The 16,645-nt window shown below is 56.2% G+C and carries 15 protein-coding genes, 1 tRNA gene and 2 pseudogenes; 6 read left to right on the top strand and 12 right to left on the bottom strand.

Features of this window, described 5'->3' with window-relative positions:
- Window positions 1-295: 295 nt before the first annotated feature.
- The 5 genes from gspD to gspG are packed head-to-tail and all read right to left on the bottom strand — an operon-like array spanning window position 296 to window position 5,855.
- A complete protein-coding gene (gene gspD / locus ACQ4MY_RS22565) occupies window positions 296-2,704 on the bottom strand; it encodes a type II secretion system secretin GspD (protein WP_440096517.1) in 2,409 nt (802 codons plus the stop codon).
- Window positions 2,701-3,243 (bottom strand): type II secretion system protein GspM, encoded by a 543-nt coding sequence (gene gspM / locus ACQ4MY_RS22560; RefSeq protein ID WP_440096516.1) that lies wholly within the window; start codon window positions 3,241-3,243, stop codon window positions 2,701-2,703. The genes gspD and gspM overlap by 4 nt, the downstream gene beginning before the upstream one ends.
- Complete coding sequence (gene gspL, locus ACQ4MY_RS22555) at window positions 3,236-4,414, bottom strand: type II secretion system protein GspL (protein ID WP_440096515.1); 1,179 nt, start codon at window positions 4,412-4,414, stop codon at window positions 3,236-3,238. Before gspL ends, gspM begins: the two co-directional genes overlap by 8 nt.
- A complete protein-coding gene (gene gspK / locus ACQ4MY_RS22550) occupies window positions 4,411-5,397 on the bottom strand; it encodes a type II secretion system minor pseudopilin GspK (protein ID WP_440096514.1) in 987 nt (328 codons plus the stop codon). Before gspK ends, gspL begins: the two co-directional genes overlap by 4 nt.
- Window positions 5,398-5,405: 8 nt before the next feature.
- Entirely contained in the window at window positions 5,406-5,855 is a 450-nt protein-coding gene (gene gspG, locus ACQ4MY_RS22545) for a type II secretion system major pseudopilin GspG (protein WP_440096513.1), read from the bottom strand.
- A gap of 147 nt (window positions 5,856-6,002) precedes the next feature.
- Between gspG and gspI the strand changes: the two genes are divergently transcribed.
- On the top strand, window positions 6,003-6,389 hold the full coding sequence (gene gspI / locus ACQ4MY_RS22540; RefSeq protein ID WP_440096512.1) for a type II secretion system minor pseudopilin GspI: 387 nt from the start codon (window positions 6,003-6,005) through the stop codon (window positions 6,387-6,389).
- A gap of 6 nt (window positions 6,390-6,395) precedes the next feature.
- Here gspI and ACQ4MY_RS22535 read toward each other — a convergent pair whose 3' ends face one another.
- A complete protein-coding gene (locus ACQ4MY_RS22535) occupies window positions 6,396-6,827 on the bottom strand; it encodes a type II secretion system protein N (RefSeq protein WP_440096511.1) in 432 nt (143 codons plus the stop codon).
- 111 nt (window positions 6,828-6,938) lie between these two features.
- Here ACQ4MY_RS22535 and gspH point away from each other — a divergent pair, with 111 nt between their 5' ends.
- Complete coding sequence (gspH, locus tag ACQ4MY_RS22530; RefSeq protein ID WP_440096510.1) at window positions 6,939-7,400, top strand: type II secretion system minor pseudopilin GspH; 462 nt, start codon at window positions 6,939-6,941, stop codon at window positions 7,398-7,400.
- Window positions 7,397-8,008, top strand: a complete 612-nt coding sequence (locus ACQ4MY_RS22525; protein WP_440096509.1) for a type II secretion system protein GspJ — start codon at window positions 7,397-7,399, stop codon at window positions 8,006-8,008. The genes gspH and ACQ4MY_RS22525 overlap by 4 nt, the downstream gene beginning before the upstream one ends.
- Before the next feature lie 94 nt (window positions 8,009-8,102).
- On the opposite strand, the gene ACQ4MY_RS22520 is transcribed toward ACQ4MY_RS22525, so the two are convergent.
- From ACQ4MY_RS22520 to ACQ4MY_RS22505, 4 genes are all read right to left on the bottom strand, one after another.
- Complete coding sequence (locus tag ACQ4MY_RS22520) at window positions 8,103-11,246, bottom strand: DEAD/DEAH box helicase (RefSeq protein WP_440096508.1); 3,144 nt, start codon at window positions 11,244-11,246, stop codon at window positions 8,103-8,105.
- 417 nt (window positions 11,247-11,663) lie between these two features.
- Window positions 11,664-11,732 (bottom strand) — tRNA-Ser (locus ACQ4MY_RS22515).
- Window positions 11,733-11,880: 148 nt separating this feature from the next.
- Window positions 11,881-12,108, bottom strand: coding sequence for a hypothetical protein (locus ACQ4MY_RS22510; protein WP_440096507.1), 228 nt, complete (start codon window positions 12,106-12,108; stop codon window positions 11,881-11,883).
- Entirely contained in the window at window positions 12,089-12,478 is a 390-nt protein-coding gene (locus ACQ4MY_RS22505) for a cell wall hydrolase (RefSeq protein ID WP_440096506.1), read from the bottom strand. The genes ACQ4MY_RS22510 and ACQ4MY_RS22505 overlap by 20 nt, the downstream gene beginning before the upstream one ends.
- Before the next feature lie 96 nt (window positions 12,479-12,574).
- Between ACQ4MY_RS22505 and ACQ4MY_RS22500 the strand changes: the two genes are divergently transcribed.
- Window positions 12,575-13,699, top strand: a complete 1,125-nt coding sequence (locus ACQ4MY_RS22500; protein WP_440096505.1) for an acyltransferase family protein — start codon at window positions 12,575-12,577, stop codon at window positions 13,697-13,699.
- 57 nt (window positions 13,700-13,756) lie between these two features.
- Here ACQ4MY_RS22500 and ACQ4MY_RS22495 read toward each other — a convergent pair whose 3' ends face one another.
- Window positions 13,757-14,881: an acyltransferase family protein gene (locus ACQ4MY_RS22495; RefSeq protein WP_440096504.1), complete on the bottom strand. Its 1,125-nt coding sequence runs from the start codon at window positions 14,879-14,881 to the stop codon at window positions 13,757-13,759.
- A 310-nt stretch (window positions 14,882-15,191) separates the two neighbouring features.
- On the opposite strand from ACQ4MY_RS22495, the pseudogene ACQ4MY_RS22490 reads away from it, so the two are divergent.
- Window positions 15,192-15,425, top strand: a pseudogene (locus ACQ4MY_RS22490) (tyrosine-type recombinase/integrase); the annotation flags it as partial.
- Between the two features lie 454 nt (window positions 15,426-15,879).
- Window positions 15,880-16,128, top strand: coding sequence for a hypothetical protein (locus ACQ4MY_RS22485; RefSeq protein WP_440096503.1), 249 nt, complete (start codon window positions 15,880-15,882; stop codon window positions 16,126-16,128).
- 13 nt (window positions 16,129-16,141) lie between these two features.
- On the opposite strand, the pseudogene ACQ4MY_RS22480 reads toward ACQ4MY_RS22485, so the two are convergent.
- Window positions 16,142-16,567: pseudogene (locus ACQ4MY_RS22480) on the bottom strand (cell wall hydrolase).
- Window positions 16,568-16,645: the final 78 nt, after the last annotated feature.

Here is a 16,645-nt window from a genome sequence, read left to right as displayed (position 1 = left end):
GGAGCTGCCGCAGGCTGCGATCTTTTGATCTTTGGCCCCTTGGGTCCGTCGAAAATCCAGATCAACAGATCGCAGCCTTCGGCAGCTCCTACAGGTCCGGTGTTGCACTCGATTGCTTTGGCAATCCGGTCCCCTGTGGCGAGGGGATTCATCCCCGTTCGGCTGCGCAGCAGTCGCAAACCAGAAACACTCGGTATGTCTGAAAAAATGTGGCTGCAGGTTTTGGGGCTGCTTCGCAACCCATCGGGGATGAATCCCCTCGCCACAGGAGTGGGTTTCAGATTGAGGGCAGGTTTCAAAAGCGCGTGCTCCCTTCAATTGGCACGGCTTTGATCGTGGCGCGTGGGCCTGCGGTGGGCGCCACCGCCGGCACTCCCTGCGCCGCCGTCGGCAACTGCGGCGCCTGCATGTCCGGCATTGCCCAGCTGCGTTCCGGCTGCAAACCACCCTGCGCGCGGCGCATGAAGTCGTAGCGGTTGAGCGTGATGCTGCGCCCCGCTTCGCTGTCGCGGATGATGTACGGGCGCAGGAACACCATCAGGTTGGTCTTGGTGATCGCCCGGCGCTCGTTGCGAAACAGCGCACCAATCCCCGGCAGACTGCCCAGCCATGGCACCGCGTCGTTGCTCTGACTGTAGCCATCCTGCAGCAACCCGCCGAGCACCATGATCTGCCCGTCATCGAGCAGAATGCTGGTATCAATCGCGCGTTTGTTGGTGACAATCCCCGCCGACGCCGCACTGTTCGAGGCGCGCTCATCAATGCTGCTGACTTCCTGATAGATATCGAGCTTCACCGTGCCACCCTCGGAAATCTGCGGGCGCACGTTGAGCTTCAAACCGACCTCTTCACGGGTCACGGTCTGGAACGGGTTGTTGCTGGTGCCCCCGCCGCCAGTCACGTAACTGCCGCTGACAAACGGGATGGTCTGACCGACAAAAATACTCGCCGCTTCGTTGTCCAGCGTCAGCAGGTTCGGCGTCGACAGCACGTTGGTGCCGCCCTTGCTCTTCAACGCCCGGGCCAGCACTTTCAGGTCAAGGATCTTGCCGATGCCAGGGATATCGACGGTGCCGTTGACGTAGCCCAGGTTCAACCCTTGCGGCAGTACGTCGATGCTGGTTTTGCCATTGACGTTGATGCCGGAACCACCCAGATTCGCGCCACCGATCACGCCGTTACCGCCGAGGTTGCCGGTCTGCCACTGCACACCGAACTCACTGGCATCGTCCTCGCCGACTTCGACGATCAGGCTTTCAATCACTACTTGCGCGCGGCGTTGGTCAAGCAGATCGATGACTTCACGCAAGTTGCGGTACAACGGTTCTGGCGCAGAAATCAACAAGGTGTTGGTGGTTGCATCAGCCTGAATAGTCACACCGCCAGCACTGAAAGCGACGTTCTGTTCGCTGTTCTGTGAGCCGCCGCTACCGGTTGCGCTGCCACCACTGCCACCGCTGCCCTGCGCGTAACTGCCGCCCGTGCTGCCGCTGCTGTTAGTCGATGTTGAGCCGCTGCTTTGCGTACCACTCTGGCCATTCTGCCCAGCGCTGCCACCGGTGCTGCTACCCATCGCACTGAGCACCGATCGCGCACTGTCGCTGGTGCCGCTGTCACTCTCTCCCGTGAGCAAACCCCGCAAAGCCTGCGCCAGTTTCGCAGCCTGCGCATTACGCAGATAAACCACATGCAGATTGCTCGGATTGCTCTGCGCGTTATCCAGTTTGTAGATCAGATTACGCGCCAGCTCGGTACGCTCCGGACTGCCGGCACGAATGATGATGGTGTTGGAACGCGGATCACCAATCACCGCAATTTTCTGCGTCGGATCATTGCCCGGCGCATCCAACAAATCCGCCACCATCGGCGCAATGTCAGCAGCGATACCGTTCTGAATCTGCACCACATCGGTGTCAATCGCGCTCGGCGAATCAATGCTCGCAATCAACTGCGCAACGCGGGTCAGGTTCTCCGCGTAATCGGTGATGACAATGGTGTTATTGCCCGGATAGGCATTGATCGGATTGTTCGGCGAAACGATCGGCCGCAGCACCGGAATCAGGTTCACCGCGTTCTCGTATTGCAGGCGAAACGTGCGCGTGAGCATGCCATTGCCCGCCGGTTTGTCAGCGCTGTAAATCGGCCCACCCAACAGTTTCGCATCCGCCTCCGGCACCACCTGCGCCACACCGCCGACATCAACCACACTGAAACCCTGCATGCGCAACGCCGCCAGCAACATGTCGTAAGCCTGCCGCGCCGGCACCTGACCTTCGGAAACCAGCGTCAACGTGCCCTTGACCCGAGGGTCGACCAAAAACTGCTGCCCGGTCGACCGCGACAACGCCCGCACCACCGCTTGAATATCGGCGTCGACAAAATTCAGCGTCACCGGTTGATCGCCCAAAGGATTGCTCGGCAACGCGATACCCGATGACGCGGCCCCACTGCGCGCACTCTTGCTGATGTTGTGCAATTGCTTCGGCGCCGGTCGCGCCTGGGCCTGCGCACGTTCGCGGTCGAGCACCGCGTCGCCGCTGCGCTGGGTGTTGGCCAGCGGGCGGCCCAGTTCACTGTCGACCAGCAGCGGCGGTTGATTCTGCGGCGTGGTGGTGGTGGTGGTGGTGGTGGTGCTGCATGCGCTTAACGCCAACAACAGAAACGGCGCGGCCGTACGTACACAATTGGAACCTGACCACTTCATGAAGCTTCCTTAGCGCCCTGCGCCTGATCCATGCGAACGGTTCCCGACAGAGTGCCTGCCGTATCATTGACCTTGACCTCACTTGCACGCTGCAAACGAGCCTCGACCACTTCCAGTGAAAACTGTACCGGGCTGCTCAACAACCAACTGATCGCCGCATCAGCCGCAGCCTCCTCGAACGTCAACTGCCACGCGCCAGCCACGGCCTGCAATCGGTAGTGCCCAGCCAGCCCGCTGGCGTCGAGCGACTGTTGCAACGACTGTTCGAGGCTCTGCCCGGCGGGCGGGCTCGCCACCTCGCGCAACAGCAACTCCAGCGCTGCCGCCTGGGAGCGTAATTTCGGCGTTTCGGTCTGCCAGAAATCGAGCTTTTTCAGCGGGGGCTCGATCAGCAATAACCAGATCAACACGCCGCCCAGTATCAGCGCAGTACCCGCCACCATGCGTTTCTCGCGCGACGTGAGTGATCGCCAATGCCGCTCAATCTGCTGACGCAATTGCACCCAACGGCCTCGATACAGCGCCAACCATTCACTCATCGTCGTTATCCATAATGGCGCCGCTGTCAGCAGACTCCGGCTCAACTTGCGCGCTCAACGTCCAGACGTTGTCATCACGCACAGCCGCCAGCCCTGCCTGACTGAGCGCCCCCGTCACCGAGCCCTCGGCGCTTGTGTGCGGCGTATCAGCGGCCAGTTCCAACTGCAAACGGCCTTGATCGAAAGTCAGCCGCTGAACACTGCCCGCCATAGAAGGCATCGCACTGGCAGCGTTCTGCACCAGGTAGGCAAAACCATGATCGGCGTCCGTCGCCGCTCCACTCTGACGCACCGCCAACTGCTGACGCGCCTGTTGCAACGGGTTGAGAATGACCGGCAACTCAGGGAACGCCTGCTTCACTCGCTCGCTCATCTGCGCCTTGATTTGCTGGCCTTGGCTGGCTTCGCGAGCCGCGTAAAGGTTCAGACCGGCAACCCATACAGCCACCGCCAAGGCACAGCAAAACACTGTCCGCCCCCCGACCGGCGTGGGCTCTGCGGTTTTTTCGATACCGCCGTGCAGCCCCCATCCGGGTGCGGCGCCAGCCCAGCGCTGATCCGCAGGTTTGTGCTCAAGCACAGCCGCAGGCATGTCGTCACCGATCCACTGCACGGCACTGCCACCGGCTAAAAGCGCCTGCAGTCGCTCGTCAACCATCGGTTCCACCGAGGCTTGCTCAGTGCTGAGGCGCAGCAACAACTGCCCGTCCAGCACGCACGCGCTGATCTGCCCGGCCAGTGGCACCGGCAACGCATAAGGCGCGGGGTAAAGACCTCGCAGCTTCAGTCGATGCCGTCTCAACAACTCACCCAATCGCTGAAGCTCAGCCTTCGCAAGCCACGCCAGATAAACATCTCCACTGCCCTCTCGAGCGCTGTGGGCGACGTGCATCTGTTCACTGCCACCGAGTATCAGCGCCTGCGCCGCACAGGCCACCGCAGCCGCTATTTTCGTCGCCGACAGCGGTGGCAGTTGCAGGCGAGTGAGCACGCTGTCTGCGGGATGAAGAAAACATTCCACAGCCTGCGCTCGAGATTCCTGCTCCAACAGCGACAACGTACTGACACCGGTCTGAATGACGCGCCCTGCCTGATCCAGGCATGCCCATTCAAACTCTGTGTGCGAGGTCAATTGATGCAGCGGCGGCAAGGCGATTCGCAAGCGACTCATGCACCGAACCTCGACCAGATCACTTTGGGCATGCCGTCCTGTGGACGATGCAGCAACGCCTCCAGGCTCACACGGCGTTGCTCATTACGCGCCTGTCCGCGCAGCTGGAACCACTCGCTGCTGATCCCGACATTGAGCCCGTCCACCGTCAGGTGCGGCAAACGCAGGCGATTGACGAAGTCTCCACGGTTGATAAACCACTGACCGTGATCACGCTCGACCACTAATGCCCTGGCCTGTGACAGCGACAGCCCAGGCACCACCGCCGCCAGAACCTCGGCGCTCGCCGTGTTGCCATTGACCCAGGTTCTGGCCGGAACAATGCTTACGTATTGACCCAGCCGAGCCATCGCCTGATCGCTCATACCGTCCAGCCCCCGCAACTCCTCAAGACTGCGCAGCATCGGCCGGGTCGCAGGCAACGGCCTGCGACTGGCGTTCGGCGAAGTCAATCGACCACTGTCAAAACCGATTTGGCCAGTGCTTTGCCCGACGTCTGGCGAACTCATGACTCGCGGGTACGCGGCAATGACTCGTTCGCTGATGCGCTGACTGAGGCCGGCGTCGATGCCAATCATTTCGCAGAGCCTTTCGAAGCTGCGCACCTGACCGAGATCAACCCGTTCGTTGCTGATCAAGTTGCGCAGATTGAACTTGCCTTGCTGGTCTTCCAGACGCCCTTCAAAAGCACCACTCGATGAGTTCACCAGAATGCTTTTGAGAGGTTGCGCCCATGGCTGATCGAGTCGGGTCAGGCTGTCTTGCAGGCGGGCATCGTTCAGCAATTGCCGACCCACTTCCAGGCCAGCCAACAGCACCGCGCCACCCTGCACGCGAGACTGTTCAGCTTCAAGGGAACGGGTGAAAACGCTCTGTCGGGTGAGCATGCCACCGGCAATCACTGCCACCACGGCGGCGATCAGCAAGGCGCTGATAATTGCCATGCCACGCTGTTTCGTCGCTGTCGACGAAGTCGATTTCATCGCGACGCTTAGAGCTGCCAGGAACCGATATCGGCATTGACGCCGTCGCCGTCTGGCTGCCCGTCCGCACCGAGGGAGAAGATGTCGACTTCGCCGTTCGCGCCAGGATTCAAATAGTTGTAAGGACGACCCCAAGGGTCATTGGGCAAGCGCTCCAGATAAGAACGCCAGTTGCTGTTTTTTGCGTCAGCCGGACGCTCCACCAACACCTTGAGCCCTTGGTTGAGACTCGGGAAAGTACCGTGGTCGAGGCGATAGAGCTTGAGTGCCTGCATCAGGCCGGCGATGTCTTGTCTGGCCGCCGTCGCCCTGGCTTGATCAGGGCGATCGAGCACTTTGGGCACGACCATCGCGGCGAGAATACCGAGGATGACCACCACCACCATGATCTCGATCAGGGTGAAACCCGCCTGGCCGCTTCGGCCCGCGGACTGAGATTTGACGCGCGCGAAATCCATTTCAACCTTCCTTGGCTTGATTACAATTCGGCGCGCAGTGTAACAAAAGCCAGTCATCGTACAACACTCATTAACGCCGTGTTTTTTCTGCACATCGGTCGAGAATCGGGTGCTATTCTGCCGACCTGATTCACCCCAGAGCCGGCTATGGAAGCGATGCGCAAGGAGCGAGGTTTTACCCTGATCGAGGTGTTGGTGGCGTTGGCGATCATCGCCGTGGCCATGTCCGCGGCGGTACGCGTTGCCGGTCTGATGACTCAAAGTAATGGGTTGTTGCGCGATCGTTCGATCGCTTTACTGGCAGCGCAAAGCCGACTCGCCGAACTGCGTCTGGAAGGACGCTTTCCTTCCGGACTGAGAACGTTCGAGTGCGATCAAGGACGTTTGCAACTGCGCTGCGAGCAATCAATCACAGCGCGCGGTGATGGCCGACTGGTGCGCGTCAAGGTGTTGGTAACCGATCGCGAGCGTGAAGCGCCGCCCTTGGCGCAACTGGAAACACTGCTCAGCCAACCGCTTGAACAGCGTCAATGACGTGGCTCAGGGGCGAGTCAATCGAGGCAGTGCCGGGATGTCGGGCAACGTGCTGACCTTTAATCGACGCTGCTGCGCACCTTGCTCAATCACCACAGCATCTTTTTCAATGGCCACCACACGCATGTCCTGGGTCAGACGGTCACCCACCAGAAAACTGCGTGCAGGCCCATCGTTGAGTGTGAGGATCGCTACCGCACCCTGCACTCCCGCCATCAGCCCGGAGACCTTGATCTCCACGGGTGCAGACTGGTTGGAAAACCACTGCAAGGCAGCAGTGTCGGCGCGTGCAGCCAAGGCCTGCGGCTCCACCACGGGGACGTGGGACTCTGCCGACGTCAACAACAACGATGACCAGAACAGCCCCCCTGCCACTGCTGCGACCAGCGCCGCCGACTGCAGCAGTTGTGCTGCCGATAAACGAAAAGTAAATGCCAAGACCCAACCTCCCTGTTGTCTTGCAGCGCAGTCTACAGGACAACCGGCGGTTTTTTATCCGGGCTGATCATTCGAATCCAGGACAGATTCACGACGAAGGAACGTTGCAGCATGACCAAGGACAGACAAAAGGGTTTCACCCTCATCGAGTTGATGGTGGTGCTGATCATCATCGGCATCGCCAGTGCCGCCGTCAGCCTCAGCATCAAGCCCGACCCGGCGCAACAGCTGCGCAGGGACGCCAATCGCTTGATCCAATTGCTGCAAATCGCCCAGGCCGAAGCGCTGGCAGACGGGCGCCCGATCACGTGGCTGACGGACAAGAAAGGCTTTCACTTTAGCCGTCGTGACGAACAGGGCGTGGGCCGCGATCACTTTCTGGCCGACCCGCAACTGCATCCGCGCACATGGGAAACACCTTCGCTGACCATAAGAGTCACGCCTCAACGGCCGGTCGTGCTACAAGCCGAATGGTTTGACTCTCCCTTGCAACTGCAACTCTCGGACGGTCAGCACACACTCATCGTGCAACGCACGGCGGCCGGCAAAATACAGTTGGCAAACCGACTATGAATGCCCGTCAAGACGGCTTCACGCTGATCGAAGTCATGGTCGCGATCATGCTGATGGCCATCGTCAGCCTGATCGCCTGGCGCGGTCTGGACAGCGTGACTCGCGCCGACAGTCACTTGCAGGCCAGCACCGAGCAAACCGAAGCGCTATTGCGCACGTTGCACCAACTGGAACGCGATGTGGCGTTGCGCGCCAGCATCGAACTGCGCGAGCCGAACCTGACCAACAACGACGATGACCCACCTCAAGGCCCCGCCGCGATCAGCGTGCGCAGCACGGACAACCAGAGTTTTCGTCTCGACGTGATCCGCAGCGCCGCAGACCCGCAGGACGGTTTGCAGCGCGTGCGCTGGTGGCTGAAAAATCAAACCCTGTACCGTGCCGCTGCGCCAGCCCGCAATCGATATCCCCTGCCCGCCCCCAAAGAAGCCGTGGCCGTACTCGACAGCATCAGCGACCTGCAAGTGCGCGTCTGGGAGGCAGACATGGGCTGGCGCCAACTCAGTGGGAACCGCAAAGAAAACCCACAAGGTCTGGAGATTCGCCTGACTCAAGAGACGCCGCAGGGCGAGGAGCATTATCGGCAGGTAGTGGGGCCACTGGACTAAGGGGAAGAATCAAACACCTTCCCCCTTCAAGCATCGAAACAGCTGCGCACATTGGTCTTGGTCAAGCCGGGCTTTCAGTTGACTGGCCAGCCCCTCAAAGCGGTTCGGGGATCAGAGCCTGCTGGCTGGCCTTTGCCTTGGTCAGGTATTCAAGCGCAACATCAAAATGCGGCTGGCCGCCCCAAAGCGCCTGATCACCGATTATATACAGGTGTTTTTTCGCTCGGGTCACTGCGACGTTCAACAGATTCGGACTCGACGAGGCCCAGTCGATAGCGCCTTGACGACTCGAATCGCAACCCAACACAAAGAACACGCTATCGGCTTCCTTGCCTTGAAACGTGTGTACCGTGCCGATACATCTGCGCACCCACGTCGCGAGATTGGCCGGCACCTTGATGCCAGCAGGAAGCTCCACGGCCCAGGCGTCCGGATCACCCAACAAACGCACCAGCCCCGCTTTCACTTCGCGAAATGGCGTAATAATGAATACCGGTGGTAGCGACGCGTCGCCTTCACCGACGCCTGACTGGTAAAGCCGAACCAACTCGCCAAGCAATCGCTGCCCTTGAGCATCGATATACTTGGTCCCGTCCAACGACTCTCCGACCACACTCCACCAGGCACTGACGCCCAACACCGGGTGAGCCGTAATGCTCGACTCTTTGGCATGCTGCATGCGTATCCCATAGGCTATTCGGTTGGAGATGTCGAACATCGGGTTGTCACATCGACGGTGCATGACCAATGGAATACCGATGTACTTATCGTCGTCCAGCGGGTGCTTGACGCCCTGATGGTAACCACGGTCGGCGAAGGTTTGCACCGAGTGACTGTTGACTGCATAGCGCGAGCGGCCGTCACCCAGCCAATGCCCGCCCAGCGTGTCGAGCAGTCGGGTCGATTGCGTCACCACCGGTTCAATCTGTAATGGATCACCCACCACCACGACTCGCCTGGCCCGCATGATTGCGCCCACCGCAGCCTGTGGTGCGGCTTGCCCTGCTTCGTCGATGATCAACCAGCCAAGGTCCTCGGCCTCAAGTCCGGCAAACTGTGCACGGATCGAGGCGAAGGTACTCGACACCACTGGCGTGAGCATGAAAATCCACTGCCACAATGCTCGGCGAGCGCTCTGCTGTGGCGGACGCTCCAGCATGGCGGTCAAGGCAAGTATCAGCTGATTGTCCGCCACTTCGAGAAAAAACGCCTCGTGCAGCGTCATCGCAGCAACGAACAAATCGCTGCGTACCGCATTGAACGTGCTGCCCTGCCAGAACGCGTGCGATTGATTGGCCTTGCTGTCCAGCGGTTTACCATCCCAGAGCTGAACGTCGCAGCTTTTGAGCAGCCCTGGCAGATCATGCAACTCACTCACGAATTCACGTGCCTTGTCGGCATCGGCACAGGCATTGATCCATTGTGTATAGAGTGGCTTGCGAAACCATTGCGCCAGCCAGCGAAAAAACGCCGGCCCCAGCTTGCGCTCGAGCACCAACTGCCGGTCTTCCAAGCGCTTGACCAAACGCGCGCAACCATTGAGCAACTCGGTCAGATTATCCGCACCCAGAGCCGGCGCTGCCGGCCACATTGCCTTGATGGCAGGAAACATCTTGTGCAGTCGTTCATAGAGCGTGGAGAGCGTTTGCAGATGCTGGAGTTGCTCGTCATAAGCTTCTCGCGCCTTGATGTAACGCTGCCTGGCGCTTCTAAAATCTGGGCGCTGAGTGCCGGATTTGTAGTGCCGATACGTCATGGCGCCGACCTTTTCCCAAGCGGGCCGGTCAATTTTGTCCATACTCAGAAACTTGTCGCCGGGTTTATCCGTGGGCAGCACCGCACGATTGACAAAAATATCGCGGAAGCGTCTGCGGTTGCTTTTCTTCCCCAATGCGGCCGAAACCAAACCCCAGACGGGTTCGGGGGCTGCCCAGGGTTTGCTGACATGGGCACCTGCGTAACGGGTGGCCACCTCTTTGAAGTAACCCCAATTGGAAAAACGTGGGTCGATTCCCTTGAGCTGCGGCAATTCAAGAGACAGGTTCTCTACGGCACCGTTGTTGGTAGAAGCAACCACCATTTCAAAACCCGTCAGTGCCTCGCACAGCTGCGGAACCTGGTAACTGTTCTTGTTGAAAACCGCTGTGACACTCTGGCTACTCAGGCCATCTTTGGCCTTCTCCAACCGTGACAGCACATCGGCCCGCTCGACCACCAAATGCGCGATCAGATCACGCAGCAATGTGGTTTTGCCGGTGCCCGGTGGCCCGTTGACGGCAATCACCTCGCCGACAGGCATGTCACGCATGCTGTTCAGCGCAAACTGTTGCATCAGAGACTGAATGTGTTGGCTTTCAGAAGGCCAGCGGCCACTGATACCTTTTTCCGGTTGCAGCGCCGCGCGGATCGCCTCTTGCCCAGCTTCAGTATCGAGGTCGGTTTTCTGCCGATCCGCCAGCGCCAGGTAAGCCTGCAAGGCCCGCGGCGGATGCTCGCTATTCAACAGGCGTTTGGCTTGAGCGAGGTCATGTACATAAAAACTGTTGAGAATCGGCAAGTCATCGACCTGCGCTTGTTCAGACGTACTTTCGGTCTCTGGTTCATCAGGTTCTGTCGCCGTTAAAGCATTTTTACCCTTGGGCAGCGGCCAGATATCCATGTAAGCCCAGTCCGAAAGCGGCAAGTGAAAGCCTGCCCAAAACCGCAAACGAGTGACGATTTGCGCGATCAGCTCAGACCCCGAAAGGTTGCCCTGTGATTGCGACCAGTCATCTGCCAGACCGCGTTTGAGCACGCGCACACTGTCTTCGAAATCGACCGCGCATAAAGTGCCGAGGTCATGTTTGATCAGCCTGCCGAGCGCCCAAGGCAGCGCTGATACACTCAAACCATCGAAGTCAGGTTTACCTTTGCGGTCCAGCGTAAGCCTGGCGTAACACGTGAGGCCGGTCGATGCCATCTCACTGTCACGCACGCGGTTGATTTCGTTGGCTACCGGGCCCTCGACATACTTTTCAATCAATGACGTGACGTGAGACACGTCGAATGGCAGCAAGTAGAGCACGCGGCGACGATCAAGCTGCCTTTCCCACATCCCCTCGGCCAGAGTGGCCTCACTGACCAGCTCTACGCTGCGCGAAGCACGCGCCTCATCAAGGCTGTTATCAAGATCGTAAGCGTTGAAAAACTCAATGCTGTGCCAGAAATCGAGCACGCTGTCGTTGTTGGCCATCGTCATGATGAGAAAAAATCCTTTAGCAGTTCCAACCTGAAAATACAGCGACCGCAGGACACCGCGCGATGGCGGCGCCGAACCAGCCTATTAAGATGGCAAACAAGGTATCAGTAAGCGGCTCACACGCAAGCGCGTCTAGTCAGTCAATGGAAATCTTGCTATTGAAAAGAACGCGGGGACACGCGGTTTCACGGCACCTGTAACTGAAGGCGGCCAGAACGGCGGAACAAGCTGTCGACGTTGCGAGTGAGCAACTAATCACGGAGCCACCCGAAAGGTCATGCCAAAATCGTCTGGTCGGAGGCATTTCCAGACGTGAATGTCAGTGAAATCACCGGCTAGTTTTGCGCTGGTTTTGCGCAGGCACAAAAAAGCCGATCCATCTGATCGGCTTAAGTGTCTGATTTTACTCAGGAATTATGGTCGGGACGGAGTGATTCGAACACTCGACCCCTAGCACCCCATGCAAGCGGACTGGCCTACAGCCCGCCAAACCCGAGGCTTCGCGCCGGGCGCTCGCTGCAACGATGCGCAACTGTGTTTTACAAAGTCACTCGGAAAGTCACTGAGCCTTTTTGGCGCCCTCTCCGGCGTTCTGCCGACTGAACACCAATACAAAATCCTACAGCTCGTCGCCTCACCCTCGCCCGGCTGCCTCGACTCGATCACTGTATATAAAAACAGTGGTCAGCACGGCGCCTTCGTGGATCTCTTCTATATAGAAGACACCGACGATTGCCTTGGCTGCCCGACGCCGCTCGAAACCTGTCGGCATCAGCTCAGCATGTGCGAGAACGAAATTCAGGAACTGACAACTCAACTGCGTCAGGAGCGTGAGCGGATATTCAAACTGGTTGAGCTGCATGCCAGCGTATCGACCGACTGCGAACAGCTTCGCTCACATCATAGTGCGTGGCGCCGCCGGTGGGATCCGATACCTTTCCGTCGATCACCTGGTCAACAGCGATGCGACATTGCGCCAGCTCGCGGGAAGGGATCTGCTTCACGCCGATCAGGAACTGATAGTTGGGCTCGGTCTTGTTCCAGCAGGTGAACTGGTACGGCTCATGGCACACGTCGCCGTAGCCCTCGCCCCACCACGAATTGTTATTGCCGTCGAACACGCGGTTCCGGATCGCCAAGGCCACGGCGACTTGGCCCGACGAGCCTTTCACGCGGGCCTCACCCCATAGCGTGCGAGCGAGGATGTCGGGGTCTTTCTCGGTCACGCTCATCAGGATTTTCTCCAGGCAAAAAGAAGCCCGCTCTTTCGCGGGCATTGGGTAGAATGTTCAACGTTTTTTTCTGTCAACAAAGGTACTTTAAGCGACATGGATTCTCTTAAAAAAAACTATATACCTGGGCTCGATGGGCTTAGAGCTGTCTCAGTAATATTAGTAATCGCATTCCACTATCTCGCGGTATTTCCAGGTGCTCTTATAGAGATTGGTTTATTAGGTCGGGCACTAGAAAAAATCGTATCTGTTGGGTGGATTGGAGTAGATATATTTTTCGTTATCTCCGGCTACCTAATATCATCAATTCTTATCAAAAAACCTATAAGATCATTCACCGCATATACGCAATTTATTAAAAGAAGATCACTTCGACTGCTGCCAGCATATCTAGCATGCTCTATATGCATTGTCATACTCTCCCTAGCGTTTTATCCGAACAGCAAAATTCTAGAGAACCAGTATCTAATATGGACGATGTCGTCGAACATCCCTTCTATTTTCGGCGATAGAGCGGCGCTTGGCAGTTCCGAATTCACCCTGGTTCACTTCTGGTCGCTTGCAGTTGAGTGGCACTTCTATTTATTTTTGCCTGTCGCTATGTGCCTCATATCGTCAGTTCGCTTAATCGCAGTGACCGCCATCTGCCTAGCTATTAGCTCTCGACTAGTAATTGCCAACCTTGAACATATAAATTATGACAATGCGATATATTCATTTACTCTATGCAGAGGGGACGCAATCGCCTGCGGGATTCTTCTAGCGACACTCAAAAAATCCAACTCAATCATCTTGAGAAACCTAATAGGAAGCGCTGGGCTCGCGAGTCTATTTACAACGTTATTTTGCATTACCTTAGAAACCACTCAGTTTAAGACGGTGCCATGGCTTCAATCATACGGCTACACGGCAATCGCTGTATCGATTGCCATGATCACCTACTACATCATCAACTCTAGCCAAGACAACAAAATAATAAAAGCATTAGAGCTAAATTGGATAACACACATAGGAAGATCGAGCTACAGCATTTATCTCTGGCACCTACCATTTTTCCCATTGATTGCAAAAACAGCAAAGTATTATAACGACAGCCCATTATCCCAGCTAACAATAGCTAGCACTGCGGCAGTTATCGTAACGTTTTTTTTCAGCGCGTTATCGTATAAATACCTTGAGTGTCGATTCACCCCAGCACGATCGCCAGTGGCCGTCGGGTGAAAATTTTCATCCTGCAAACGAAAGCCCGCTTATGCGGGCACTCAAATCTTGGCACGATCACCTCAATTTCTTTGACCGCCCTAGTCGTGAAATTCTTTTACGCAGATATCTAGATGCTGAAATCGAAGGTACTTCTACAACTTTATGCATGACCGTGGAAATTAGCAGCGCACTCAATATAGCTACAAACCAAACAACTGCGGCGCCATATTCACGATAAAAAAACAAAATCGAGATATTAAGAGCCAGTATATGATTCAAATAAAGACTATAGGATATCTTGCCTAAATAACCTCCAAACGTTACGAGCACACTTGACCTCATTGTCAGTGCGAGACATACGATCATTGCTGACCCGATACCAATAGCCATATCTCCAAATGCTCGACACCCTAGATTCCAAGGATTATCAAACGGATAAGCGTACAAGATTAAAGCCAATGACCATAGCAATATCCTCTTTGACTGAAAAACACCATTGAACATCGAACATATAGAGTCTTGCCGCAGCGCAATCAAAGCACCAACCGCAAAAAACGTTGAGTAGTGCACCGTCTGCAGAATATCTCCTTGCACGCCAGAAAGTTGCACGTTTCCAAGCATTGCCCAGCCTATCCATGTCGATACCAAGTAGAATCCGCCTACAGCCCACCCATTGAATCTGGAAACGAGAAGGTAAATTAATGGAAAAATTATGGATATCCGCATCTCATGCACAATAGACCAAATAGGCGGATTCACCTCCGACGTATTGAACTGACCAATCATCATTACATGATTAATTAATAGCCCCAGATTGAAATCAGGCTTCGGAATACTCATCCACCCGCCATCCCACTCGATAATGCCTGAGGCCGCATTGTAAACAATAAGCGCCAGCATAATTGAAGCTATATATGGAGGATACAATCTGACTACTCGCGCAACAAAATACGCATCGTATCGATTATTCTTTAAATCCTGCCACATCCTCGCCAAGGCAAAGCCACTAAGTACAAAGAATAAAATTACCGCTTGATGTCCAGACCAAAATATTTTTAATGGAGACCACTTCAGATAGCCCCATAATGGCTCTACTTTATAAAGACCTGCGATGGTAGTGTGAGCAATAACTACAACTAAAGCAGCCAAGCCGCGTAGAGCATCTAATGACTCTTCCCTGCGATTCAACAATGATGACAAACCGTGCGCTCCACTGGATTACTGTGGAAAGATTCTACATTACTTGCGAACGTGGATGACCATCCCTCTAAAGATATTCAGCATTTCGGCAGCACTGGCCAGTCCGGCCTTTGAGGCCATCCCTCTCTCTCAGATGTTTTACCCAAAGCAACTAAATAACGTTTACACGCCAGCCAGCACGCTCGATCCTCATCAATAATCTCATTGATTTCGACACCAGCTTGAAGCGGGCCTATCAGGCTTTGGGCATCCTCACCCAAGCTGAGCTAACGCATCCCCTTTCAGAATCTCTGATTGTCGTAGTTGAACCCCTGGCTATCTGTCGATCAGGATCCACGATTTTAAGCACACGTTTGGCCGTCGCCTTCGAGCGGCGGGAGTAACCGAGGAAGACCAAAAGGCACTTGCGGGTCAGAAGAACGGCAGCACCACCAGTCACTATTCGGGCGCTGAGCTCGGGCATCTGATTGAGGCTGCAAACATGGTATCAGCAACCGATTCGCGCGGGCCGGTGCTGACAATTTTGAAGAGAAAGCAGGCGTGAGAAATGGAGAAGTCACGCAAATGTCACGCGCATGAAAAAGGCCAATGCTGTGAACATTGGCCTAAGTCATTGAATTACATGGTCGGGACGGAGTGATTCGAACACTCGCCCCCTAGCACTCCATGCTGGGAACTGTAGCAACCTAAGCTATTGTTTTAAAGGATAAAACCGTACTTTCAGGGTAGCAAAACATCCGTTTTTTTGTGCTTATGCAAACGAAAACACGCGGCCTCCAAGTGAGGTTTCGCGCACACAACTCCGGCGTCCTGCCGAAAGAATATTAATCCAAAATCCTACAGCTCGTCGCCTCACCCTCGCTCATCGGACACGCCCCGATTACTGTGCATCCAAACAGTATCAGCAAGACGCACTCGTGGATCCCCTCTAAATTTAAGACACCAACGACTGGCTCGGCTGCCCGACGCCGCTCCAAGCCTGCCGGCACCAGCTCCGGATGTACGAAAACGAATTCGAAGCACTCACCCTTCAGCTGGAGCGAGCTCTGGAAAATATTCAGGGTTTGGTTCGAGATAATGATGCGCTAACGCAGGAGAGGGATTCTCTCAGAGCAAAGCTTCAGAACACTGAGTCGGATTTACTGAGCGAAAATCGCAGATTTGCAGACCTTGCGCACCAGAGAGACTATCTTCACCAAGAAAATCAGCGCCTGCTCAAGGAGCGCCTTGATAACGAGGAAGATTGAGGCGAATGCAGGCTCAGGGTACGTCCCTGAAGAAGACGTGCCCGCCCAGCCGCAGGGTCTGCTTTGCCTTCGCTGCCCACGCCGGCGGCGTCTCTATGCTGAGCGCGTAATAGTACGTCGCGCCAACGGTTGGACCAGGCACCTTTCCGTCGATCACCTGGTCGGCAGCGATCCGGGCCTGCGCCAACTCCCGGGACGGGATCTGCTTTGCTCCGACGAGATTGGCGAAGTTCGGGTCGTTCTTGTTCCAGCAGCTGAACTGGTAAGGCTTTTGGCACACACCGGCGTATCCCTCACCCCACCACGAACTGGTCTGCCCATCAAACACGCGGTTGCGGATCGTCTAGGCCACGGCGATCTGGCCGGCCGTACCTTCGCCGCGGGCCTCGCCCCACAAGGTGCGGGCAAGGATGTCGCGGTCTTTATCGGTTACAGTCATCACTTTTCTCCGGACGAAAAAAACCCGCTTTTTAGCGGGCTGAGATTAAAAACAATATTTACAATTCTTCTTCCATCA

Origin of the sequence: Pseudomonas sp. SM4 (assembly GCF_051913165.1) — a bacterium.
In the GTDB taxonomy this organism is placed as follows: Bacteria; Pseudomonadota; Gammaproteobacteria; order Pseudomonadales; family Pseudomonadaceae; genus Aquipseudomonas.
Note: the sequence above shows the minus strand (reverse complement) of the source record. Positions and strands in the feature narration are given on the sequence as shown.